The sequence below is a fragment of the Rothia sp. HMSC069D01 genome (assembly GCF_001810135.1).
GTDB lineage: Bacteria > Actinomycetota > Actinomycetes > Actinomycetales > Micrococcaceae > Rothia.
The window spans coordinates 447,072-466,103 of record NZ_KV800108.1 but is presented as its reverse complement, the minus strand read 5'-3'; the positions used below and the strand labels follow the sequence as shown (position 1 = coordinate 466,103).

Annotated in this window: 13 protein-coding genes and 1 pseudogene; 10 read left to right on the top strand and 4 right to left on the bottom strand. The window is 62.6% G+C overall.

Annotated features, from left to right (window positions below):
- The 10 genes and pseudogenes from HMPREF2710_RS06390 to HMPREF2710_RS06345 all read left to right on the top strand — a co-directional run.
- Nucleotides 1-359, top strand: a pseudogene (locus tag HMPREF2710_RS06390) (peptidoglycan-binding protein); the annotation flags it as partial.
- Between the two features lie 2 nt (nt 360-361).
- Entirely contained in the window at nt 362-1,243 is an 882-nt protein-coding gene (locus HMPREF2710_RS06385) for a DUF6318 family protein (protein ID WP_070600188.1), read from the top strand.
- A gap of 69 nt (nt 1,244-1,312) precedes the next feature.
- A complete protein-coding gene (locus HMPREF2710_RS06380) occupies nt 1,313-1,900 on the top strand; it encodes a histidyl-tRNA synthetase (protein ID WP_070600186.1) in 588 nt (195 codons plus the stop codon).
- Nucleotides 1,901-2,144: 244 nt separating this feature from the next.
- On the top strand, nt 2,145-2,921 hold the full coding sequence (gene tpiA / locus HMPREF2710_RS06375; RefSeq protein WP_005509126.1) for a triose-phosphate isomerase: 777 nt from the start codon (nt 2,145-2,147) through the stop codon (nt 2,919-2,921).
- Between the two features lie 239 nt (nt 2,922-3,160).
- Nucleotides 3,161-3,625 (top strand): hypothetical protein, encoded by a 465-nt coding sequence (locus HMPREF2710_RS06370; protein ID WP_070600185.1) that lies wholly within the window; start codon nt 3,161-3,163, stop codon nt 3,623-3,625.
- 108 nt (nt 3,626-3,733) lie between these two features.
- Nucleotides 3,734-3,991 carry a preprotein translocase subunit SecG gene (gene secG / locus HMPREF2710_RS06365; protein ID WP_012903590.1) on the top strand — a complete coding sequence of 86 codons (258 nt, stop codon included), beginning with the start codon at nt 3,734-3,736 and terminating at the stop codon, nt 3,989-3,991.
- A gap of 188 nt (nt 3,992-4,179) precedes the next feature.
- Nucleotides 4,180-5,589, top strand: a complete 1,410-nt coding sequence (locus tag HMPREF2710_RS06360; RefSeq protein WP_070600183.1) for an SWIM zinc finger family protein — start codon at nt 4,180-4,182, stop codon at nt 5,587-5,589.
- Nucleotides 5,590-5,685: 96 nt separating this feature from the next.
- Entirely contained in the window at nt 5,686-8,457 is a 2,772-nt protein-coding gene (locus tag HMPREF2710_RS06355) for a DUF6493 family protein (protein WP_070600180.1), read from the top strand.
- Between the two features lie 71 nt (nt 8,458-8,528).
- Nucleotides 8,529-11,492, top strand: a complete 2,964-nt coding sequence (locus tag HMPREF2710_RS06350; RefSeq protein ID WP_070600178.1) for an endonuclease — start codon at nt 8,529-8,531, stop codon at nt 11,490-11,492.
- A gap of 468 nt (nt 11,493-11,960) precedes the next feature.
- Entirely contained in the window at nt 11,961-14,594 is a 2,634-nt protein-coding gene (locus HMPREF2710_RS06345; protein ID WP_070600176.1) for a hypothetical protein, read from the top strand.
- Nucleotides 14,595-14,741: 147 nt separating this feature from the next.
- Here the strand turns inward: HMPREF2710_RS06345 and HMPREF2710_RS06340 are convergent, their stop codons facing one another.
- The 4 genes from HMPREF2710_RS06340 to zwf form a co-directional block, all read right to left on the bottom strand.
- A complete protein-coding gene (locus HMPREF2710_RS06340) occupies nt 14,742-15,089 on the bottom strand; it encodes a type II toxin-antitoxin system HicB family antitoxin (protein ID WP_012903584.1) in 348 nt (115 codons plus the stop codon).
- 117 nt (nt 15,090-15,206) lie between these two features.
- Nucleotides 15,207-16,301, bottom strand: coding sequence for a 6-phosphogluconolactonase (locus HMPREF2710_RS06335; protein WP_070506343.1), 1,095 nt, complete (start codon nt 16,299-16,301; stop codon nt 15,207-15,209).
- On the bottom strand, nt 16,294-17,280 hold the full coding sequence (locus HMPREF2710_RS06330) for a glucose-6-phosphate dehydrogenase assembly protein OpcA (RefSeq protein WP_070506340.1): 987 nt from the start codon (nt 17,278-17,280) through the stop codon (nt 16,294-16,296). The genes HMPREF2710_RS06335 and HMPREF2710_RS06330 overlap by 8 nt, the downstream gene beginning before the upstream one ends.
- Complete coding sequence (gene zwf, locus HMPREF2710_RS06325) at nt 17,277-18,824, bottom strand: glucose-6-phosphate dehydrogenase (RefSeq protein ID WP_070506339.1); 1,548 nt, start codon at nt 18,822-18,824, stop codon at nt 17,277-17,279. The genes HMPREF2710_RS06330 and zwf overlap by 4 nt, the downstream gene beginning before the upstream one ends.
- Nucleotides 18,825-19,032 lie beyond the last annotated feature (208 nt).

Sequence of the window (19,032 nt, the reverse complement as noted above, 5' to 3'; positions counted from 1 at the left end):
ATTCGCGCCGCCTCGAATATGCAATGACCGCCGAAGAACTATTCTTTCCCGCCATCCAAGATATCTTTGACGACGGAAAAGGGTGGGTCATCACCCCCAATCAACAAATCTTGACCATGCACATTCTCGAAGCACAACCGCGCATCCACAACGAAGAACAAAAAATCTTCGACTGGAACGTCAAATTCGACATCCTTCCCGAAGCAAAAGTTTTCCGGAAAGATACCGGGCAGCTACAGCCCATCGCCGAATTCGACACGCGCGGACTCCTTCGCGACGGAGCAATCTACGGTACCCTGCGCTCGCGTTTCCTCGATCCCGGATGGGATATTCACTTCATCCCTGAAAAGGAGGTATAACCATGGGACCCCAACGTAAGGAACAGGAGACGAGCATCCAGCAGAACTCCTCCCAGGAAGCTCATCCGGTATCTTCTGGTCAGCTACTTGCTCACCAGCAAGAGTCGCGAAAGCCCCGTTTTTCTCGTCGTGCCCTCGCTGTAGCAGGCGTGGGCACCCTCGGTGCTCTCATCGTCGGTCGACAGGCCGGTATCCTCGCCACCAATGAGGAAAAGCAGAAAATGCGTCTTCTTAAATGGGATAGGGCACTAATCGCTCTAGAACCTGATGAGAAGTTTGATGCTGGTTACGTAGACCGTGGAAGCGCAGCGGGGTTTATGGTCTACACCGCCTACGAACGCAACGGCAGGTACGTACCCGCCACTGAAGAGCATGCAGCCCAGAATGTGCCCTACCCCGTTCTGCAGCCGGGAATGAATGAGTATAACCGCGGTGGTTTCTATATTTTTCAGGCGTACTTTTATGCCGCCCTGAACTATTTCTACTACACCGGAGATACCAAACCGCTCTCTGAAGTGATCAACCCCGAAGAGATCATTTCTCCTGAGCTTCTTCGGCTGTACCGGGAAAACCGCGGCTGGCTTATTGCTAATCAGGACGTGTACCGCCTGCAGGTTACCACCGCCGGTATTAATGACCGCAGTAAGAATGGTCGGCAGATATTGAGATACCAGGCAAGGCGACGTATTCGTGATGAAGCTGTCTTCTATGTGCCCCAAACGGGGGAGAAGCTACCCATCGATAAGTTCTTGAAGACCGGTGAGGAAGAATACGCTTTCCTCTGTGCGGAGCACCTGCGCGGCCGCTGGGTGCTGGTGGAAGACGATAAGGACGCCACGCCGCTATACCCTCCGGGATTCTCCCTCGAAGGGCTAGAGGTATAAGATCCCATCTTCCCGGTAGCCGCACGACATCATCGATAACCACACCACACCAACCACCCTAGGAGACATATGGAACAGTCGCCCCAGAACCCCGGCGCGCCCGCGCAGGACAGCGCCGTGCAGGGCAGCCCCTTGCCGGAGAATACGGCGCAGAGCAATGCTGTACAGGAAAACACCGTGCAGAACAACGCTGCAGAAAGCACCACGGTAGAAGCTACTGCAGTACCTACCGCAACCGCCCTCCAGAGTCCCGCGCAAGACCCCGCCGTAGATGGTGCCGCATCCGCGGCTCCCGCCGAGGCGGTAGCACCCGCGCCCGCAGAGCCTAAGCGCATGGGCCTCTACTCGCTTATCTGCCTCCTGGTTGCGGTTCCCCTTGGAGTGTCTATCGGCGGGATACCTCTAATGTCGCTATACCTGACGTACACGACAGGGCCTAACGCGCCCCTGCTGATTATTGCGAGCATCATTATCTGGGTGTGTATCGCCTTCGCATACTGTGCACTCGTCACCTGGATTACCGAAGCAATCGCCACCCGTAAGATGCCCTGGGCACAGTCCCTCGGCTTATGCGCACGAGTGATGGCACTCGAAGCAATCATTATCGCCATTACCTTTTCTTTTCTGCTGTCCGCTCTCAACGGCGGCAGGTACTAACACACCGTAGACAAACACCACCGGCAGAATACCGGCAGGGTAGAGCCCCCTAAGCTCCACCCTGCCGGTACTTCGTATCCGGGGTTCCGCGCAATCAGCGAACGCGGGGTGAGAATAGTCAAGGCACAGCATAAAACCGCGCCGAACCAGTGAAAATATGCCGCCAACCCTCTAAAATAGAAAAGGAAAATTCCGAACAACAACCCCGCCCGGCATACCGCGCGGGAAAGCTAAGGAGCGAACTATGTCGCGTAAGCCCCTCATCGCAGGCAACTGGAAGATGAACCTCAACCACGCAGAGGCAGTCACCCTCGTCCAGAAGCTCGCATGGACCCTCGACGACGCAAACTTCAACTTCTCCGCAACCGAAGTAGCCGTCTTCCCGCCCTTCACCGACATCCGCTCCGTGCAGACCCTCGTCGAAGGCGACAAGCTGGACATCCTCTACGGCGGCCAGGACCTCTCCGTCCACGACTCCGGCGCATACACCGGCGAAATCTCCGGCGCATTCCTCTCCAAGCTCGGCGCAACCTTCGTGCTCGTCGGCCACTCCGAGCGCCGCACCTACCACCACGAAAGCGACGAGCTGTGCGCGGCAAAGGTCCAGGCAGCATACAAGCACGGCCTGACCCCCGTCCTCTGCGTCGGTGAGCCCCTCGAAATCCGCGAAGCAGGCACCCACGTCGAGTACACCCTCGAGCAGCTGCGCGGCTCCATCGCAGGTCTGACCGCAGAGCAGGCAGAAACCCTCGTCATCGCATACGAGCCCGTCTGGGCAATCGGCACCGGCAAGGTCGCAACCGCAGACGACGCACAGGAAATGTCCGCAGCAATCCGCGCAGAAATCGCTAAGCTCTACTCCGCAGACGTTGCAGAGAAGGTCCGCGTTCTCTACGGCGGCTCCGTCAAGTCCTCCTCCGCACCCTCCATCATGGGCAAGGAAGATGTGGACGGCGTGCTCGTCGGCGGCGCATCCCTGCAGGCTGACGAGTTCGCAGCAATCGCACGCTTCGACGCATAAAACCCCGACGCACCATAGCGTCTCATAGCGTTACAGCGCCCGGCGGGTACCCACCCGACCGGGCGCTGAACCATTTAATCGCCACCGGAGATAGCGGTGGATGTACGAGGCGGGCGTAAGAGCCGGGAGTAGGAGCCAGACGTAAGAGGCGGGGGAGAAGAGCCGGGCACGTTCGCCCCTAACCGCAAAACCCGCCCAGAATACGCCGACTCCGCGGTTCGCCCCGTACACTTAACGGCATGTTCAGCTTTGGTTTTTCCCTGGTCATCGCAGCCCTCGTCGGCATGATCCTCTACAGCTACCTGCGCAACCGCAAAGTGTCCGCCCCGCGCCTACCCGGCAACGACGGCGGCAGCATCGGCTACGCAGGCGGCGCAGAATACCAGGAACCCTCGCCCGAATACCAGTACTTCGAGAGCCGCCGAGAAGCATTCCTCGACCAGCTCTACAGCCGCACCTCCTCACCGGAAATCCCCGTGACCCTCACCCTGCGCGACTGGGTAGACCAGGGCTTCTACACTGAAGGAGGCGCCTACTGGGCAGCCGCGCAGCAGTTCACCTACTACCTCATCGATGGCGGATACGTACGCGCCTACGACACCGAAGGCGACGAACTCACCGCCCAGCGCGTGCTCACCGACCGCCCCGCAGCCCTGCAGCTGACCCCCAGCGAATACCAGCGCCGCAGCAACCGCGCCGCGTAAAAAGCCGCCTCAACGTGACCGAATGGCGGCGGTAGCGTATAGTTAAACCCGTCTGTCTGCGCCCCGCAGCCCAGGCACCCCACCAGAAGACAACGAAGGAAGGTCCCCATGGACGTCATCATGAACGTACTCATGGTCATCATCGCCATCACCAGCGTGATCGCAGTGATGCTTGTGCTGCTCAACCGCGGTCAGGGCGGCGGCCTCTCCGACATGTTCGGCGGCGGTATGACTAACTCCCTGAACTCCTCCGGTATGGCGTCCAAGAACCTGATCCGCCTGACCGTCACCGTGATCGTCATCTGGGTTATCGCAGTGGTCCTGTACGGCCTGGCCCTGCGCTTTAACGGCCAGATCGTCGTCTAGTCGCCTCTCGCCAGAGCCCACGCCCACCCCACCGAGGGTGAGCCAAATAGAGCTTCTCCCCGGCACTTCTCAACCGAGAATGCCGGGGATTTTTTATGCACCAAACGGCAATGACGAAAGCGGTAGCGGGGCGCGAATCTTTACGGCATGATAGGACGTATACACCACATACGAAAGGCAAAGAAGCCATGAGCGCCTACACCCTCGACTACACGTATACCGCCCCGTCAGCCCTCATCGACGGCGCCGACTCCCGCGCGCTCAGCCTCGCCACCAGCGGCGGTAGCACCCCCGAAGGTGCCGCATCCCACCCGTACTTCTTTTCCGGGTTCCTCGAACGAGCAGACGTCTACGCCACTGCACTACTGGTCGTCGCCAGGGTCGCCCGCACCCGCTTCTACGTGCCGCCCAGCTCCCTCGCCGGAGCCCTACGCGCCGCAGACCCCGTCGTCACCAGCACCGCCGAAGGCCTACGCTTCGAATCCTTCAGCGCCTGCTGCGGAGTGTACGCGCGCCTTGACGTTGACTCCAGCGCACTCGATGCCAGCCACAGCGCCGTAGGCGTCACCAACGTAGACGTCAACCCGCCCCTGCGTGCCGCGCTTGCCTCCCTCAGAGCAGGGGAGCCCATCCACCTGAACGTCGGCGACGACGGGCTGCTCACCACCACCCTTGACGGCTCCGTCATGGAAGAAAAAGTGCCGCTGCCCATCCGCTGGCTCAAAGGCTTTGCAGAAACGCAGATGCTCTCATCCCGCATGAGCCCGGTGCACAGCCTGGACGCTGCCGCCGCCCGAACCTTCATCCACTCCCTGCCGCGTAACTCCAGTACCAAGGCGGTCCTGTGGGCGACCCGTGCGGTGCGTTCCCTGCGCCTTGCCACCCGCGCCACCGCCGGATCCGTATGCGTGGCGGGCCCCGAGCGTCTGCGCGTGCTTGAACCGCTCATCCGCCACATTCAGCGCCTGGACGCGTACAGTGAGCCCGTGAGCGCCGGTAACGCGCCCGTGCCCAGCGTGTGGGTGGCGCACCTGCCCGGCGCACGCCTGAGCATCGGTTTGAGTCCCGAAAAGTCACGCGGATTCTCCGGTGAGGGATCCGTGCTGCAGGCGCTGTCTAACCCGAACACCGCCCAGAACGCTGACATGCTCAGCGTGCTGCTTTCCTTCGAGCCGCGCATTGACGTGCCCGTCATGTCTGCCCGCGCAGGCCTGGACGAGGCGGCAACCCGCGACGCCCTCGCCCTGCTGGCTTCCTCCGGTCAGGTTGGTTTTGACGCGCACGCTGGCGAGTATTTCCACCGCCCGCTGCCCGTGCATCCGGAGGCGCTGACCGCCATGCACCCGCGCCTGGTCGGCGCGAAAAAGCTTGCCGACTCCGGCGCTATTGAGCGGGTCGGGGCGGGCGAGCACGGCACCGGCGAGTACAGTGTGCGCAGCGGCGCGAACACGTACACCGTGGTGCTGCCCGCCGACCCGTACGCTGTGGAGGGGTACCTCTGCTCCTGCCCCTGGTGGTTGAAGTACCGCGGTACGCGCGGCCCCTGCAAGCACGCGCTGGCGGTCAGTATTCTCTACCGCGAACACGCCGCAGGCTAGACACACCACGCACCGCACTAAACTCTTGCGGCGAAAATCTGAGCCGCACAATTTCTGCCGCGAGAGTTCCTTTCAGCTTCCTTCCGAAAGACCACCATGAGCAAACGCCCCGAAACGCACACCTTCCCCGAAGGTGTTATCACCGAGCCGCTCCCCGGTGAAGTCATTTACCCGCTCCTCAGGCAACAGAAAACCTGGAGCGACATCATGCACTTCAACCGCAACCTCGCCAACATTTTGGCGGTCGGCGGCACCCTCGAACAGATTTACCGCCGCTGGCAGTACTTCGACATTGTCACCACCCCCTACGGCTCCCAGCTCGGTAAAAACACGCCTGGAACCGTTACACAGGACCGCGTCAAAGCCTACGCAGAGTTCGGCTGGTTCACCGGAAGCGTTGCGATGCGCCTAGCTGAGCTCTACGGCGGGGCGCGCCTCGAACACAACGAGGAATACTACACCGCCCTCATCAACTGCGACCGCGAGCTAATCCTCCCGTTGCTGCGCGAGGATAAGCAGCTCCGCGAAGAACTCATCTGGGGCATGCTCGCCGTTGAAGGCAACCGGGACGTATCCCTCACCCAGCGCGACTCCTACAAGCCCGCGCAGAAGGTCAACAGCCCCGGCTGGTCCTGCGCCCTCATCGAAGCCACCGAAACCGGGCTGATTAGCCGTGACCGTCTCATTGATGCGCTCCTGAGCTCCCTCATGAGCGACTTCCCTGCGTACCGGGTTGGCTGGTTCTCACGCCTGGTCACCGGACTCAAACTCACCGCCGAAGAAATCGCGGCACGTCAGAGCGAATTTCTGACGCTTTTCTCCTCGCCCATCGGCCCGAGCGTAACCCTCGGCGTGCAGCATATTCACCGCCTCTGGAGCAAAAACCCGCAGGCGCTGGACGCCACCGCCTTCGCCTACGCGGCACCCGCCGTATGCGCCGGAACTAAAGCAAACGCACTCAAAATCCTGACCATGCTCCAGGCGCTGTACCGGGCGGGCACCCTCGATGCTGCCGCTTGCGAAGACGCTGTGGTCATGGCGCTCAGCCACACCCACGCGCAGGTTCAAGCCGCCGCCCTCAACCACCTCGAAGAATGGGTGCAGGCGGGCGCTGCAGACAACGCGAGCGCCGAGACTATCGTGTTCGCCGAGCGTGCCCGCGAACTCTACCGCGACTACCGACCCCAGCTCGATCCGCTGGTTGTGGCGCAGATTCAGGAAGAGGGCTCGCCGCTCCTCGAAGATGGGTACAGCCCGGAGAATAGCCAGGGGAGCGGTACCGAAAGCACCGCCCTCACTGAAGCCGCTGATATTGAGGCCGCCGCCGCGGAGGCGCTCGCCGCCTCCCGCGCTGTAATCCACCGGTACTGGGACACCCCCGTGCGCCCCGTTACCGCATCTGACGTGCAAGAACGCGCCCGTGCGCTGCTGCACCACCAGGTCGCGCCCTGCGCCACCCCCGACACTCTCAACGAAGTGGACCAGCCCGAAACGCACGCCGGATGCGAGCTGGAGCTGGAACTGCTCACCGCCTACCTGCTCAGCGCCGACGGCATCGCGCAGAGCCCCAACCTGCTCGAACAGCTTGTTCCTATCTGCTTGAAAAAGCTGAACCACTGGGGCCTGGAATGGTTCGACATGCGCGCGCATTTGACGGTTCTTGCCGCCGCCGGGAAGCTGCGTGAGCGCCCGAAGGCATCGGAGATGACCCCGAGGGAAGACCCCGGTACGGTGCCGAACCTGCACTACATGTACTCCCGCCACGCCGCGTTCTTCAGCACCGGCTTCAAGGATGCCCTCGGCGCGCTGAAGAGCAGGCAGAGCTACACGCCGCTCGCCACCCCTGAACTGCTCGGCGGGTGGGTGCATCCGGATACCCTGGTACGCCGGTACGCCAAGAACCTGGCTGATGGAGCCCCCATCCTGCGCCAGGATTTCACGGCGGCGCTGTTGCGTGTGCGTGTGCCGGAGGTGCTGCCTCCATACGCTACCGACGAGCAGCGACAGGATGCGCAGAACCGCCGCGCTGAGGCGCTGACCCTGCTTGAAAGCCTTGAAGAGCAATACGTGAAGAACGCTCAAGAGGACGCTCCGCGCTCTGCGCCTACACAGATTCGCGTGCTCCGCTCCGCCCTCGACGGCACCCTCGCCACCGGGCGCGTCAACCCCTACCTGGAATCCATCACGGTATCCCAGAGAGAAACAAGCTGGGGCCTTCAGCTGAACGGGGTGATGGACGGCGCCTCTACCCCCGAGCTGAATGCTTTCCGCGGCCTCGCCACCGCCCACCACGACGAAGAAGGACAATACGCCCTGCTCTACCCCTCGCGGGCAGAACCGCTGGCGTACTATTGCGCCGGCAGCAACTGGTACATCTTGGATCACTCCACCTTCGACCGTGAACTCTACCTGGCGTTGGCGGCGCACCCCGGCGTGTGGGGTCCCGCTTGCGCCTTCGTGTTTGCCGCGGGCTTCTCGGAGCAGCGCGTTGAGATTCGTTCCCTCGCTGTGGAAATCATGCACCGCGTACTGGACGACCAGCTCAGCCTCGAGGATGCCACCGCAGGCTTCGTGAACTTTGTGCCGCTGGCGATGCTGAACCGTTGGGCGCTTGCCCTCACCGACTTCGCTCAGCTGGATGCACGGGCGGCGGTGCGCTTCTTCGCGCGCCTCATACCGCACCTAGATACCGGGGCGAACTCGCTCGGTAAGCTGCTGGGCGCCTTCAGCCAGGCGTTGGCGACTCTCGACCCTGCCACCCGTGCGCAGCTCGTGGATGAGCCGCTGCGTGCCTGGTTGGGCACGCTGACCGGTTCTTCGCAGAAGGCGCGGTATGCACGGAATATCCTCAACCAGGTGCAGGGCTAAAACGTTCATACCGCACCCCGCCTACCCCCCTTAATCGACATACTTTATGACCGACCCGAAAGCAGGTACCAATGACTGATACCGCCCAGCCGCATAACCCTAACGAGCGCAGCGCCAGCGATCATAACGCCGGTGAGCGCACCCTCGAAGAGCGCCGTGCCGCCCTCAAAGCCCTTATGGAGGCAGAATCAACTGACGTGCAGGAATACCACGCCGTCATCACCGGCGCTACCGAGGAGGAACGCGCATCCCTCGCCCGAACCCTCACCCCCAGGAGCGTGATCGGTAGCGACCACATTAACCGCACCCCGCTCGCCGCCTACGTTGCCGGCGCGCTCGTGCGCACCCCCGACGGTGACCCGTGGGAATACCACCGTTCCGCCGGCCGCGCCATGCGCACCCTGCTCTGGGAGGGGCGCCCGGATCAGCAGCTGATTGACGCGTTCCTGCTCGGCGCCACCGAACGCCCCGACGAGTGGATTCTGCGTTTCATTGAGGGCCTGCCGAACTCTTGGGCTCGTTCGAAGAAGATATGGGAAACCTGCTACACGCTGCTTCGCGCCCGTAACCTGAGCTGCGATGCCCCCGAATACCTGGTTCTTTTCCTGCACGAGGCCCTGCCCTGTGTGAAGAAGGGAAGCGCCAGCAACCACGCCCAGCTCAAGACCTTCTTCACCCGCGATATGACCCTGCTCGACCAGGAATTCTGGGCGGTCTTCCGCACCGAGGGGGTGCTCTTCAAGGGCTACGGCAACCACATGGGTGAAAGCGCGGAACTCTGCCGCCTCATGGGCGAATACTTCGATATTCGCGACGAGATCCTGGACGCCCTGCTACGCGGCCTGACCAGCGATTTCAGCGCCTTCAACTCGGCAGCGTTCCACTCCGTCTACACCGACCTGCAACCCACCAACGCAGAAAACCGGGCCCGCCTCGGGCAGCTCATGGCTGTCCTCACCGCAGAGCCCAGCGCCTCCGTCGGATTCGCGCAGACCATGCTGCAGAACGTCCTCAAAGCCTGCGCACCCGCCGCACTGCAGAAGACCCCCGACCTGCAGCCCCTCGAACAGGTAGACCTGGAACAGCTCATCGACGCGCTCGGCGCGAACCTCTACCGCACCGAAAAGAAGATTCAGCGCGGCGCCCTGCGCCTGCTCAAGCTCATCGCCACCCAGTACGCCGGTGTGAGCAAAGCCAAGCGCAAGAAGACGCAAACCGCCGAGCAAGTAGCGCTCGCCAACTATATTGCCGACCGCGTCCTCGAAGCCTACGAGGTGCTACCCCTGGAACTGCGCGGTGCCGCGGAAGCCTGCCTGCCCGAAGACCGCCTCCCCATGGCGGAAGAGGCGGAGGCGGCGGGCGCCTCCGTAGAGGTGCCGCCGGTGCTGTTGCCCGGCACCCCGCACCATGAGCCGTTCACCCCGATTACGGACGTGAACGAGTTCTGCACTCTGCTGACCGAGGAATCGAACACCCATCTCGGCCAAATCGTGGGGGCCGAACTCCCCGTTGCGAGGGGAGAGAACCTGGCACGTCTCTACCACTTTGCCGCGACCGACAAGCTGGCACCGGCAGATCAGCAGCAGCTTCGTACCCTGCGCAAAATTGCTGACCATTACAGCTACAACAACGTCGCGTACATGCCTGCGCTCTGCGCCGTGTTGGAAGCTAACGCCGAGGCCGCGGGATACGAGTCGTGGGAGCTACCCGAGCTGACGCCGCTCCTGCAGTATTCCGACCGTAGTGAGATGGTTGCACGAGCCCGCCCGAGTAACGCGCTCCTGGGCAAGGAAGAGATGATACGTCTGACTATTCAGAATAAACACCATCTCTGGAATGCTGACTACAAGCCGTTGAAGGGTTACCGTGACCTCTACGAGATCTTCCGCGAGCAGATGCGTGCCGTCGCCGCCGGGGGAGAGTACCACACGGATGGTCGTACAGTGCGCCTGCTGAGCGCACCACTACCCGCCCGCCAGCTGACCTACAGTGACTGGACTTATCGCACTGTTTCTGGCATGGATATGCCCTGGAGCGGCTTCAACCGCGGTCTCGACAATGATCGAGTCTGGGAATACCAGGAGGCCAGCAGGTCGGGTCGTCTCCGCGAGGCAGGCTTCGAAAACTTTAACGTTGAGGAATTCGTGAAGTACCAGCCCATGTGGCAGGTCAAGGGCGACATTGCGGATACCGCGGATGAGGCTCGCGAGGCGCTGAGCCACGCAACCGCTGGCATGAGCCCCAAGGAAGCCATCGCCTACGAAGCTCTTAACACCGCCTTGATCCCCTTCGTGTATCTGCTGAATCTCGACAGGGTTGACAGCTGGCTGGGTGACTTCCTCCCGGCGCTCACCGAGTGGGCGTCCTGGCTGCTTCAGAACAACCCGGACCTGCTTTCGGCATACTTCCTGTTTGCCGCTTCGCAGTGCGTTGAGGAGAAGACCGTAAACCCCGTCCCCGTGCTCATGCGCGCGCTGAGGGAGTCCACCGTGCAGGTGGGCGCCCCCTCCTGCACCCTGCTCGGTTACGTGGCGAGCGCGAAGAACCCCGAGTACCGTCTGGCGGCGGCAGAAGCCATCGCGGCGCTCTTTGAGGCGGGCTTGCTGGATACATCCACCTTCGCAGAGACCCTGAAGTGGGCTCTGGAGGACGGGATGGTTCTTCCTAACCGCCTGGTGGCGACCCTGCGTGAGGTGTCGTCTATCGGTGTTCTGGCGGGTTGGCGTGTGCTGCAGGTTCTGCGCCTGCTGCTGCCGATGGTTGGCGGGTTGACGAAGGGCGGCGACTATGTGCGCCTGGCGGTGGAGCTTGCCGAACTGTACGGCACGCCGGTTGAAATCCCCGCCGAACTGGAGCCGAAAATGAAGGGCTCCACGGTGCTGGCGAAGAGCCTGCGCGCCCTGGTTGCGGTGACCCCGCGCGTGACTGAGGAGGCGCTTGCTGCCCGCGAAGCTACGCTCGCCCTGCTGGGTGGAGAAACCTCGAGCGGGGACACCTCGGGTGGGGGCACCTCATCGGTAGGCGCTGAAGGGTAGCTCACGGTAGGGGAGTCATAGGGGAGCACCCCGTATCTGCACCCCTACGCACGCAACCCCTGTGTACCCAACCTCGTGCACCCAACCGCACTCACCGCCCCGTGACGAAACGGCTTGACCGCCATCGCGGGGCGGGAGTACTCTATAGGTAATGGCGGATCATGAAGAGTCCTACTTTCTGAAATATCTTTTTCTTATATTTGTCGGATTCTTCGCTTCCCGCCATTTTTCTTTTAACCCCCGTTCCCGCGCGACCGACAGATAAGCGGCTGATGGACAAGCACGCGGCGGATAAGCGCCGCCCCGGCTCCGCGATACGTAACGGTTGGTTGCTCCCCGCGAACATTTACCCCGCAGGTCACCGATGACCAAACCCAGCGACAACCCGCGCCTACACCGCTACGATAAGAACATAGCCGCACACCACCGACGGTGACAGTCGGGTGAGACCAACGGAAAGGACGACCCGTGACCACTCCCTACGACGCATCCCCCTACCTGCAGGAATCACCCTACCTCAACGAGTCCGCCTACCTTCAGGGTGAAGCCCCCGAGGGCCTCAGCCCCCTCGTGCGCCTCATCCTGATGCGCCGCTACGGCGTGTACGTCTTCACCGACCTGTACGACCCCTCCTACCGCTCGAACTACTCGAGCATTAATGAGCGGCACCAGGCCGGCGTATTCGACACCGACCTGGGGCGGGTGTCCGTCCTGAGCAATTGCGGTCTGACCCTCAGCCCTGAGTCCCTCGCCCAGGCGCTGAACGCCAGCGCCAACGAATTTGCCCTGTTCGCGACCATCTGGTCCTACGAATACGGGTACCGCCCCGGCCGCGTGTTCCGCCGCGACTTTGATCTGCGCGCCCTGACGCTCACCGACGAGCAACGCTACACCGAGCAGATCATGCACTACCTCTCCAACCCGTACTACAACCCGGACGGCACCGAGCGAATCCTTGGCGGCCTGCCCGAGAACTACGTGCCCTACGAGTGGCAGCAGCCGATGAGCCGCTCCAACTTCACCAGCATGGAACGCAACCGCCGACCCCTGCAGATGGTCAGCGGCGTGCAGAACGCCCTGATCATGGCGGGTGCCCTCTACCAGCAGCTGCTCGGTCAGCAGCAGGCGTACAACCAGACCGACCAGCGCGACCTTGTGGCGTTGCGCCGTTTCCTCGCCCAGCATGACGCACTGCCGGCTGCCCGACCGGAGAACACCAGCCGCGAAAACCGCGTGTTCATCGCCGCCTGCCTGCACCCCGAAGACGCTGAGCACTTGCGCACCATGAAGGAGGCGCTCGCCCTCGCCGCCGCCTACTCGCGTCTGCGTTTCAACGGCACGGTGGGGGACCTGAGCCTGAGCATCGCGCCGCGCCTGAAGCTGCGCCGCAGCGAACGCACTCGCATCGCACACTTGCTCAACCGGGTGCTGGAGGCTGACCCGGTCGGTGCCCGCTACGACAGCGCGCCTGCCGCCGAAATGTACAAGCGCCTCGTCAAGGCGATTCACCCCGGTGACTACCCGTCACTGACCGCGCTGAGCCGCTGGGCTGACGACCTGTACCGCGGTGAGGTGTACAGCTTCGAGTCGCTGGTGGACCGCGCCTACGCCACCCGGGATGCGCAGAACGTGGCACGTCTGCTCTCGACCCGCCCCGGCGTGTTTGCACGCCAGCTGGTGCGCGCCCTGGATGCTTTCGAAGCGCCCCGCTACGGCATCGACACCGCGCCGAGCCCCGGCCAGCAGATCATCTTTGACGCGTTCGCCGCCGTGGCGCCGCGCGTTTCCGCGCCCATCCTGGTGCAAATCCGCAACCTGGTGACCCTGCAGCGTAACGCGCTCGCGAACCCGCCCAAGGAGCGCCCCGCCAACCCGGTGGCGGTGCAGGAGGACCGGGAGATGGCTGACTATGCGCGCCGCAACCCGGAGGGCGTCGCGAGGGTTCAGAACCTCATGCAGAACGCGGGCATCCCGAACCCGTTGGGCTCGTTCTTTGGGGATAATTCCGGCCCGGAGAACCCGCTGCCTTCTATCCCGGTCGGTTCCGAACCTGCCGCGAGCCAGCGCGAGGAGCGCCGCGCGGCGTCCGCTCAGAAGACTCAGCCTGCCGCCCCGCAGCGCATGAACCTGTCCAAGACCGGTATCGCCACCATGATTCCGGCGCGCGAGTACAGCCCGGTCGTGCTGGACCTGCTGGAGCGCCTGGTCGAGATTGGCCTGTCCGGCCGTCTTGCCGAGACCAGCATCTACCTGCCCGAGCAGGTGGGTGATACGATTATGCCGCTGAACACACGCAGTGCCCGCCCCTCCCTGGACGGTATGGGCCGCTACAACACCTCGACGGTGCACCTGCCGCCCACCGGCGTGATTCGCCTCTTCTGCTTCTGGGATGAGGGCGTGGACATTGACCTGTCGCTGATGATGTTCGATGCCGAAGGCAACTACATGGACAAGATCAGCTACTGGTCGCAGACCGTGAAAAACAGCCAGGGCGCCATTTACGCGCACCACTCCGGCGACATTACGGACGGTACCGGCGGCGCCTGGGAGTACATCGACATTGAGGCTCGCAAGGCGCTCAAGGCGGAGGTGTGCTACCTCGTGCCGGTGGTGCAGCTGTACTCCGGCTTCGGGGAGGCACACACCCTGGCCGCGGTGAACGACCTGCAGGCGGGCTTCATGGTGGTGCCCGCCGTGGGTGTGGGCGAGGTGCACGAGGTGAGCCAGGTGCACACCAAGTTCACCTTGCGCGCTGAGAGCCGCGGCGTGCTTCCGTTCATCGTGGACCTGCAGAACCGCGACCCGTACGACATCCCGGAGGAGACCGACGCCATCGTGAAGGTGACGGATATTGGTCTTGCCCACGGCATTAACGTGTTGCAGTCTGGCGCGAACATCACCGCCGTGCGTGAGCACTTTGACTGGGCGCAGCCCATGACGGTGCGCGAGTACCTGCAGCTGACCGGCGCGAAGCTCACCTCGACCGCTGAGGAGGCGCAGGAGGTGCTGGAGGCGACGGTTCCGTCGCTGGCGGCACTGTACGTGGGCTTTGAGAGCGAAGCGGAGGAAGCCCAGCCGCAGGCACAGCAGCTGAAGAATTAGAAACCGCAGAATCCTGCCGCTGCTGAACAGTAGGCGGGCGTAGCAAGAGTGGAGCCCCGGATAGTCGAAACTATCCGGGGCTCCACTCTTTTGTCATGTCATAACATTTTGGAATCTTCGTTGGATGATGAAGATGTACAGGCTTACTTAGGCGACCGCTTCGAGCTGTTGGCTCACGTACTGGTTCAGGCTCTGGTGAGAAAGCGCTGCCTGCTGAACCAGACGACGATGCAATTGCGGTGAAACACGCAAGTTGAATCGTCCTGAGAAGGAACGCAGAGAGAACGGTTCGGGTGCCTCGCGGCCATCTTCTTCAAGAATCTCAAGGGTATCGGCGACGACTTCTCGAATACCCGCGAATGCCTCGGTAGAGGTTGGGGCCAGGTATGAGAGGCTGGGGAATTCGGCTACGGTTCCGACGAATTCCTGGTCGTCTTCAGACCACTCGACGCGGTAGGTGTAGAGCTCCTGGCGGGGGAGAGTGTGACTCGGCATACTTCATGGTACCACTTCTAGTACCATTTCGGGGTGACTTAAAACCATAGAGAAAAGCCCCGGATAGATGTCTATCCGGGGCTCCACCCTTTATCCAATGCAGTTCAGAACCGAACCTTACGGGCGGTTCTCAGGAGCCAGCGACTCCTCGGTTGCAAAAATCAAGGTCTGCTTCTTACCGCGCGCACCCACCGCCGGGGTCTCCAGCAGCAGCTCCGCGTTCAGATCCTCAGCGTCCAGCTTCGCGCCAGCCAGAAGGCGGCCGGTCGCATCCTGCTTATCCTCACCGGTGATGAGGAAGAACACGTGACGCGAATTATTGATAATCGGCAGGGTCACCGACACACGCTCAGCCGGCGGCTTCGGCGAATCAGAAACCATCACGGTTACAGCCTTACCGCCCTCAACCGGATCCTCCGGCAGACCGGTACCCAGCAGAACCTGCTTACGGCCCGGGAACAGGGACGCAATGTGACCGTCCGGGCCCATGCCCAGCAGGGTGATGTCAAAGACCGGTGCGGGCCACTGGCCGCCACCGCCACCACCGCAGCCTCCGCCGCCGCATCCGCAACCACCTGCGGGCTCAGCAGCCTCAGCATCAAATTCGTCCAGGGTGGTCTCTTCGATGGACTGCTCGGGAGCGGACGAACCGCAGCCGCCGCCACCGCAACCACAGCCGCCGGAGCCGCCATGCTCGTGACCCGCGCCGCCACCGTGACCGCCAGTCAACGGAAGTTCGGTCGCGCCCTCGGGCATCTGCACGGTCACAGCCGGTGCAGAACCGGCGTAGTCACGCATCTCAAAAGCGTAGTGCTCGGCGGCAGCCTCAAGGCCGGTGAAAATATCGGACGGGCCCATGCGGTGCACATTGCCCACAACCAGGCCGTGCGAGAGCAGGGGAGCGAGCAGTGCCTCAATAGCCTGGCCGTCATTACGTTCGGGGCTGCGTTCGGGCACGTAACGCTCATCGGAGAACCAGAAGTGCACGCGGGACCAGTCGATATCCTTCACGCGCTCGTTCTCAGCCCACGCCTTCAAGGTGGCGATACCCATCGTGCCGCCGGTCAGCGAAATGTGGGCGATGGTGCGCTCAGAGAGCACATGCTCAATGATGTCGAGGATGCGGGTCACCGCGTCCGCTGCGAGAGCGTCGCGGGTCGGGTGCGCCACCAGGGTGGGGGTGGATGCGCCCATGTTCTGAATCTTAGGCATCGAAAACCTCCGGGTATTCTTCGAGATCCAGCATGTCTTCAGGCTGGCAGGTGTCATCGACGAGGGTGACGGTGCACAGCGCCTGTTTCAGCACGTCACCGTAGGTGTCGTCCGGGTCGAGGCGGCGCAGCTCCTCAGAGATGCACTCGGCAAGGGTACGCACCGGCAACGCAATCTGCTGGTCGGGTGCGTACGGGGTGGAGATGGTCGCCACGGAAATGCCGGGGCGGAACATCGTCACGGAACCGTCTTCACGCTCAATGCTGACGCGGTACAGGCCGCGGTTTGCCGCGCCGATGGTGGCGAGGTGTACGGGCGCTTCAAGCTTCCAGCCGAGCCACGTACCGAGCAGCACCACGGACGGGGACTTGCTCGAACCCCACACAACCACGCGGCGTACGGGGGAGGAGGGCATCTGCTCCAGGAGCGCAGCCAGTTGGGTGCGCCACAGGGTGAGGCGGGTCCACGCCAGGTCGGTATCGCCGGCGCGGTACACCTCGGCGAGGTGCTTGAGAGCCTCTTTCGGGTCCTCAGCGCGCGCAGAGTCGGTGATACGACGCTGAGCGATACGACCGATGGAGTGCTGTGCTGGGTTCTCCGGAACCGAGTGCGGCCACCAGACCACAATCGGGGAGTCAGGCAGTAGCAGACCGGAAATCAGTGCCTCAGTCGGGCGGGATGCGCTACCCCAGCCGCGCAGAACAATCATCTCGGATGCGCCGGTGTCGCCGCCCAGGTGGATTTCTGCATCCAGCTGGTCAGGGTCGAGCGGGTCGTGGGAGATGTGCATGATAATGCGGCTCGGGTGTTCGTGGGAGGCACGAATTGCGGCGCGCATCGCTTCGCGGGAGTGGCCCTTTTCCGCGAGGACAACGAGGGTGAGTACTCGTCCGCTGCTGAGGCTACCGTTGGCTGCAGCCAGGTTGCTCAGTTCCTTGTTGATAGCGGAAACGGTGGTGTTATGCAGGTGCGAGATCACGGGCGCCTCCAAGCGCGGTTGTCACGCTCAAGCATCTCGTGTGCTGAACGCGGACCCCACGAACCGGACTCGTAGGGTTCAGGCTTAATGCGGTTTTCTTCCCAGTACTCTTCGAAGGGGTCGAGGATCTTCCAGGAGAGCTCAACTTCTTCGTGGCGGGGGAACAGCGGCGGCTCGCCGAGCAGAACGTCCAGGATGAGGCGTTCGTAGGCTTCGGGGGACTCTTCGGTGAAGGAGTGGCCGTAGCCGAAGTCCATGTTGACGTCGCGGATTTCCATCTGGGTGCCGGGCACCTTCGCGGAGAATCGGATGGTCATGCCTTCATCGGGCTGCACGCGGATGACGATGGCGTTCTGGCCGACCTGCGGGTTTTCACGTTCGCCGAAGAGACGGTCGGAGGACTTCTTCAAGACCACGGCGATTTCGGTGACTCGGCGGCCCAGGCGCTTGCCGGCGCGCAGGTAGAAGGGGGTGCCTTCCCAGCGGCGGTTTGCGATGGACACCTTCAGCGCTGCGAAGGTTTCGGTGCGGGAGTCTGCGGGGATGTCGTTCTCGTCGAAGAAGCCGTTGACGTGCTCGCCGCCCTGGTAGCCTGCGGCGTACTGGCCGAGTGCAAAGGAGTTCGGCAGGTCGTCGATACGGACTGCTTCGAGGACCTTCGCCTTCTCGGCGCGCAGGTGCTTAGCGTCGAGGCTGAGGGGCTCTTCCATGGCGGTGAGAGCGAGCAGCTGCAGCAGGTGGTTCTGGATGACGTCGCGGGCCGCACCCACGCCGTCGTAGTAGCCTGCGCGGGAGCCGATGCCGATGTCTTCAGCCATGGTGATCTGGACGTGATCCACGTAGTGGGAGTTCCAGAGGGGCTCGAACATCTGGTTGGAGAAACGCATCGCCAGGATGTTCTGAACGGTTTCCTTGCCCAGGTAGTGGTCGATGCGGAACACGGCGTCGGGCGGGAAGACTGCCTCCACGATGGAGTTCAGCTCGCGTGCGCTCTCAAGGTTGTGGCCGAAGGGCTTCTCAATGACCACGCGGCGCCAACCGTCGACGGGGTTGATGGTGTCGTTATCGCGGGATGCGAGGTCGTGTTCGGCGAGCTTGGTGAGGACCTGCTCGAATGCCTTCGGGGGGATGGAGAGGTAGAAGGCGTGGTTGCCGTGAGCGCCACGCTCGTCGAGTTCGGCAAGGGTGCTCTTGAGTTGTTCATAGGCTGCGTCGTCGTTGAAGGCACCTTCAACGAATCGCATGCCCTGCTGGAACTGGTTCCATACGTCCTCGCGGAAGGGGGTGCGGGCGTTTGCCTCAACAGATTCACGCACGTAGGCGCGGAAGTCGTCATCGCTCCAGGGGCGGCGGCCGAAGCCGACAAGGCCGAAGCTCGGCGGGAGCAAACCGCGGTTCATGAGGTCATACACTGCCGGAAGCAGCTTCTTGCGGGCCAGGTCACCGGTTACGCCAAAGAAGACGAGCGCGGACGGCCCCGCAATGCGGGTAATGCGGCGGTCGCGAGTGTCCCTGAGGGGGTTCGCTTCATGACCGTTAGTCACAATATATTCCTTTGATTGCCTTGGTTGGTTCGTGCGGCGCGCGGTTCGTACCTTGTCGCGCGGAGGCGATGCCGCATTCTGGAAGGTGTGTACCCTGTATTGTACCGGTTTTGACGGGATTGTCTCAGTGGCACCCTAATTCACCGAGATTCCCCGAACGGTGAAGCTCTGGCGGGAACCCCGGCGGATTAGGATGCGGTGCCGCGGT

Excerpts from the sequence above, each read along its gene's own strand:
- HMPREF2710_RS06385 (WP_070600188.1), top strand. The coding sequence starts at position 362 with ATGGGACCCCAACGTAAGGAACAGGAGACGAGCATCCAGCAGAACTCC.
- HMPREF2710_RS06380 (WP_070600186.1), top strand. The coding sequence starts at position 1,313 with ATGGAACAGTCGCCCCAGAACCCCGGCGCGCCCGCGCAGGACAGCGCC.
- tpiA (WP_005509126.1), top strand. The coding sequence starts at position 2,145 with ATGTCGCGTAAGCCCCTCATCGCAGGCAACTGGAAGATGAACCTCAAC.
- HMPREF2710_RS06370 (WP_070600185.1), top strand. The coding sequence starts at position 3,161 with ATGTTCAGCTTTGGTTTTTCCCTGGTCATCGCAGCCCTCGTCGGCATG.
- secG (WP_012903590.1), top strand. The coding sequence starts at position 3,734 with ATGGACGTCATCATGAACGTACTCATGGTCATCATCGCCATCACCAGC.
- HMPREF2710_RS06360 (WP_070600183.1), top strand. The coding sequence starts at position 4,180 with ATGAGCGCCTACACCCTCGACTACACGTATACCGCCCCGTCAGCCCTC.
- HMPREF2710_RS06355 (WP_070600180.1), top strand. The coding sequence starts at position 5,686 with ATGAGCAAACGCCCCGAAACGCACACCTTCCCCGAAGGTGTTATCACC.
- HMPREF2710_RS06350 (WP_070600178.1), top strand. The coding sequence starts at position 8,529 with ATGACTGATACCGCCCAGCCGCATAACCCTAACGAGCGCAGCGCCAGC.
- HMPREF2710_RS06340 (WP_012903584.1), bottom strand. The coding sequence starts at position 15,089 with ATGCCGAGTCACACTCTCCCCCGCCAGGAGCTCTACACCTACCGCGTC.
- HMPREF2710_RS06335 (WP_070506343.1), bottom strand. The coding sequence starts at position 16,301 with ATGCCTAAGATTCAGAACATGGGCGCATCCACCCCCACCCTGGTGGCG.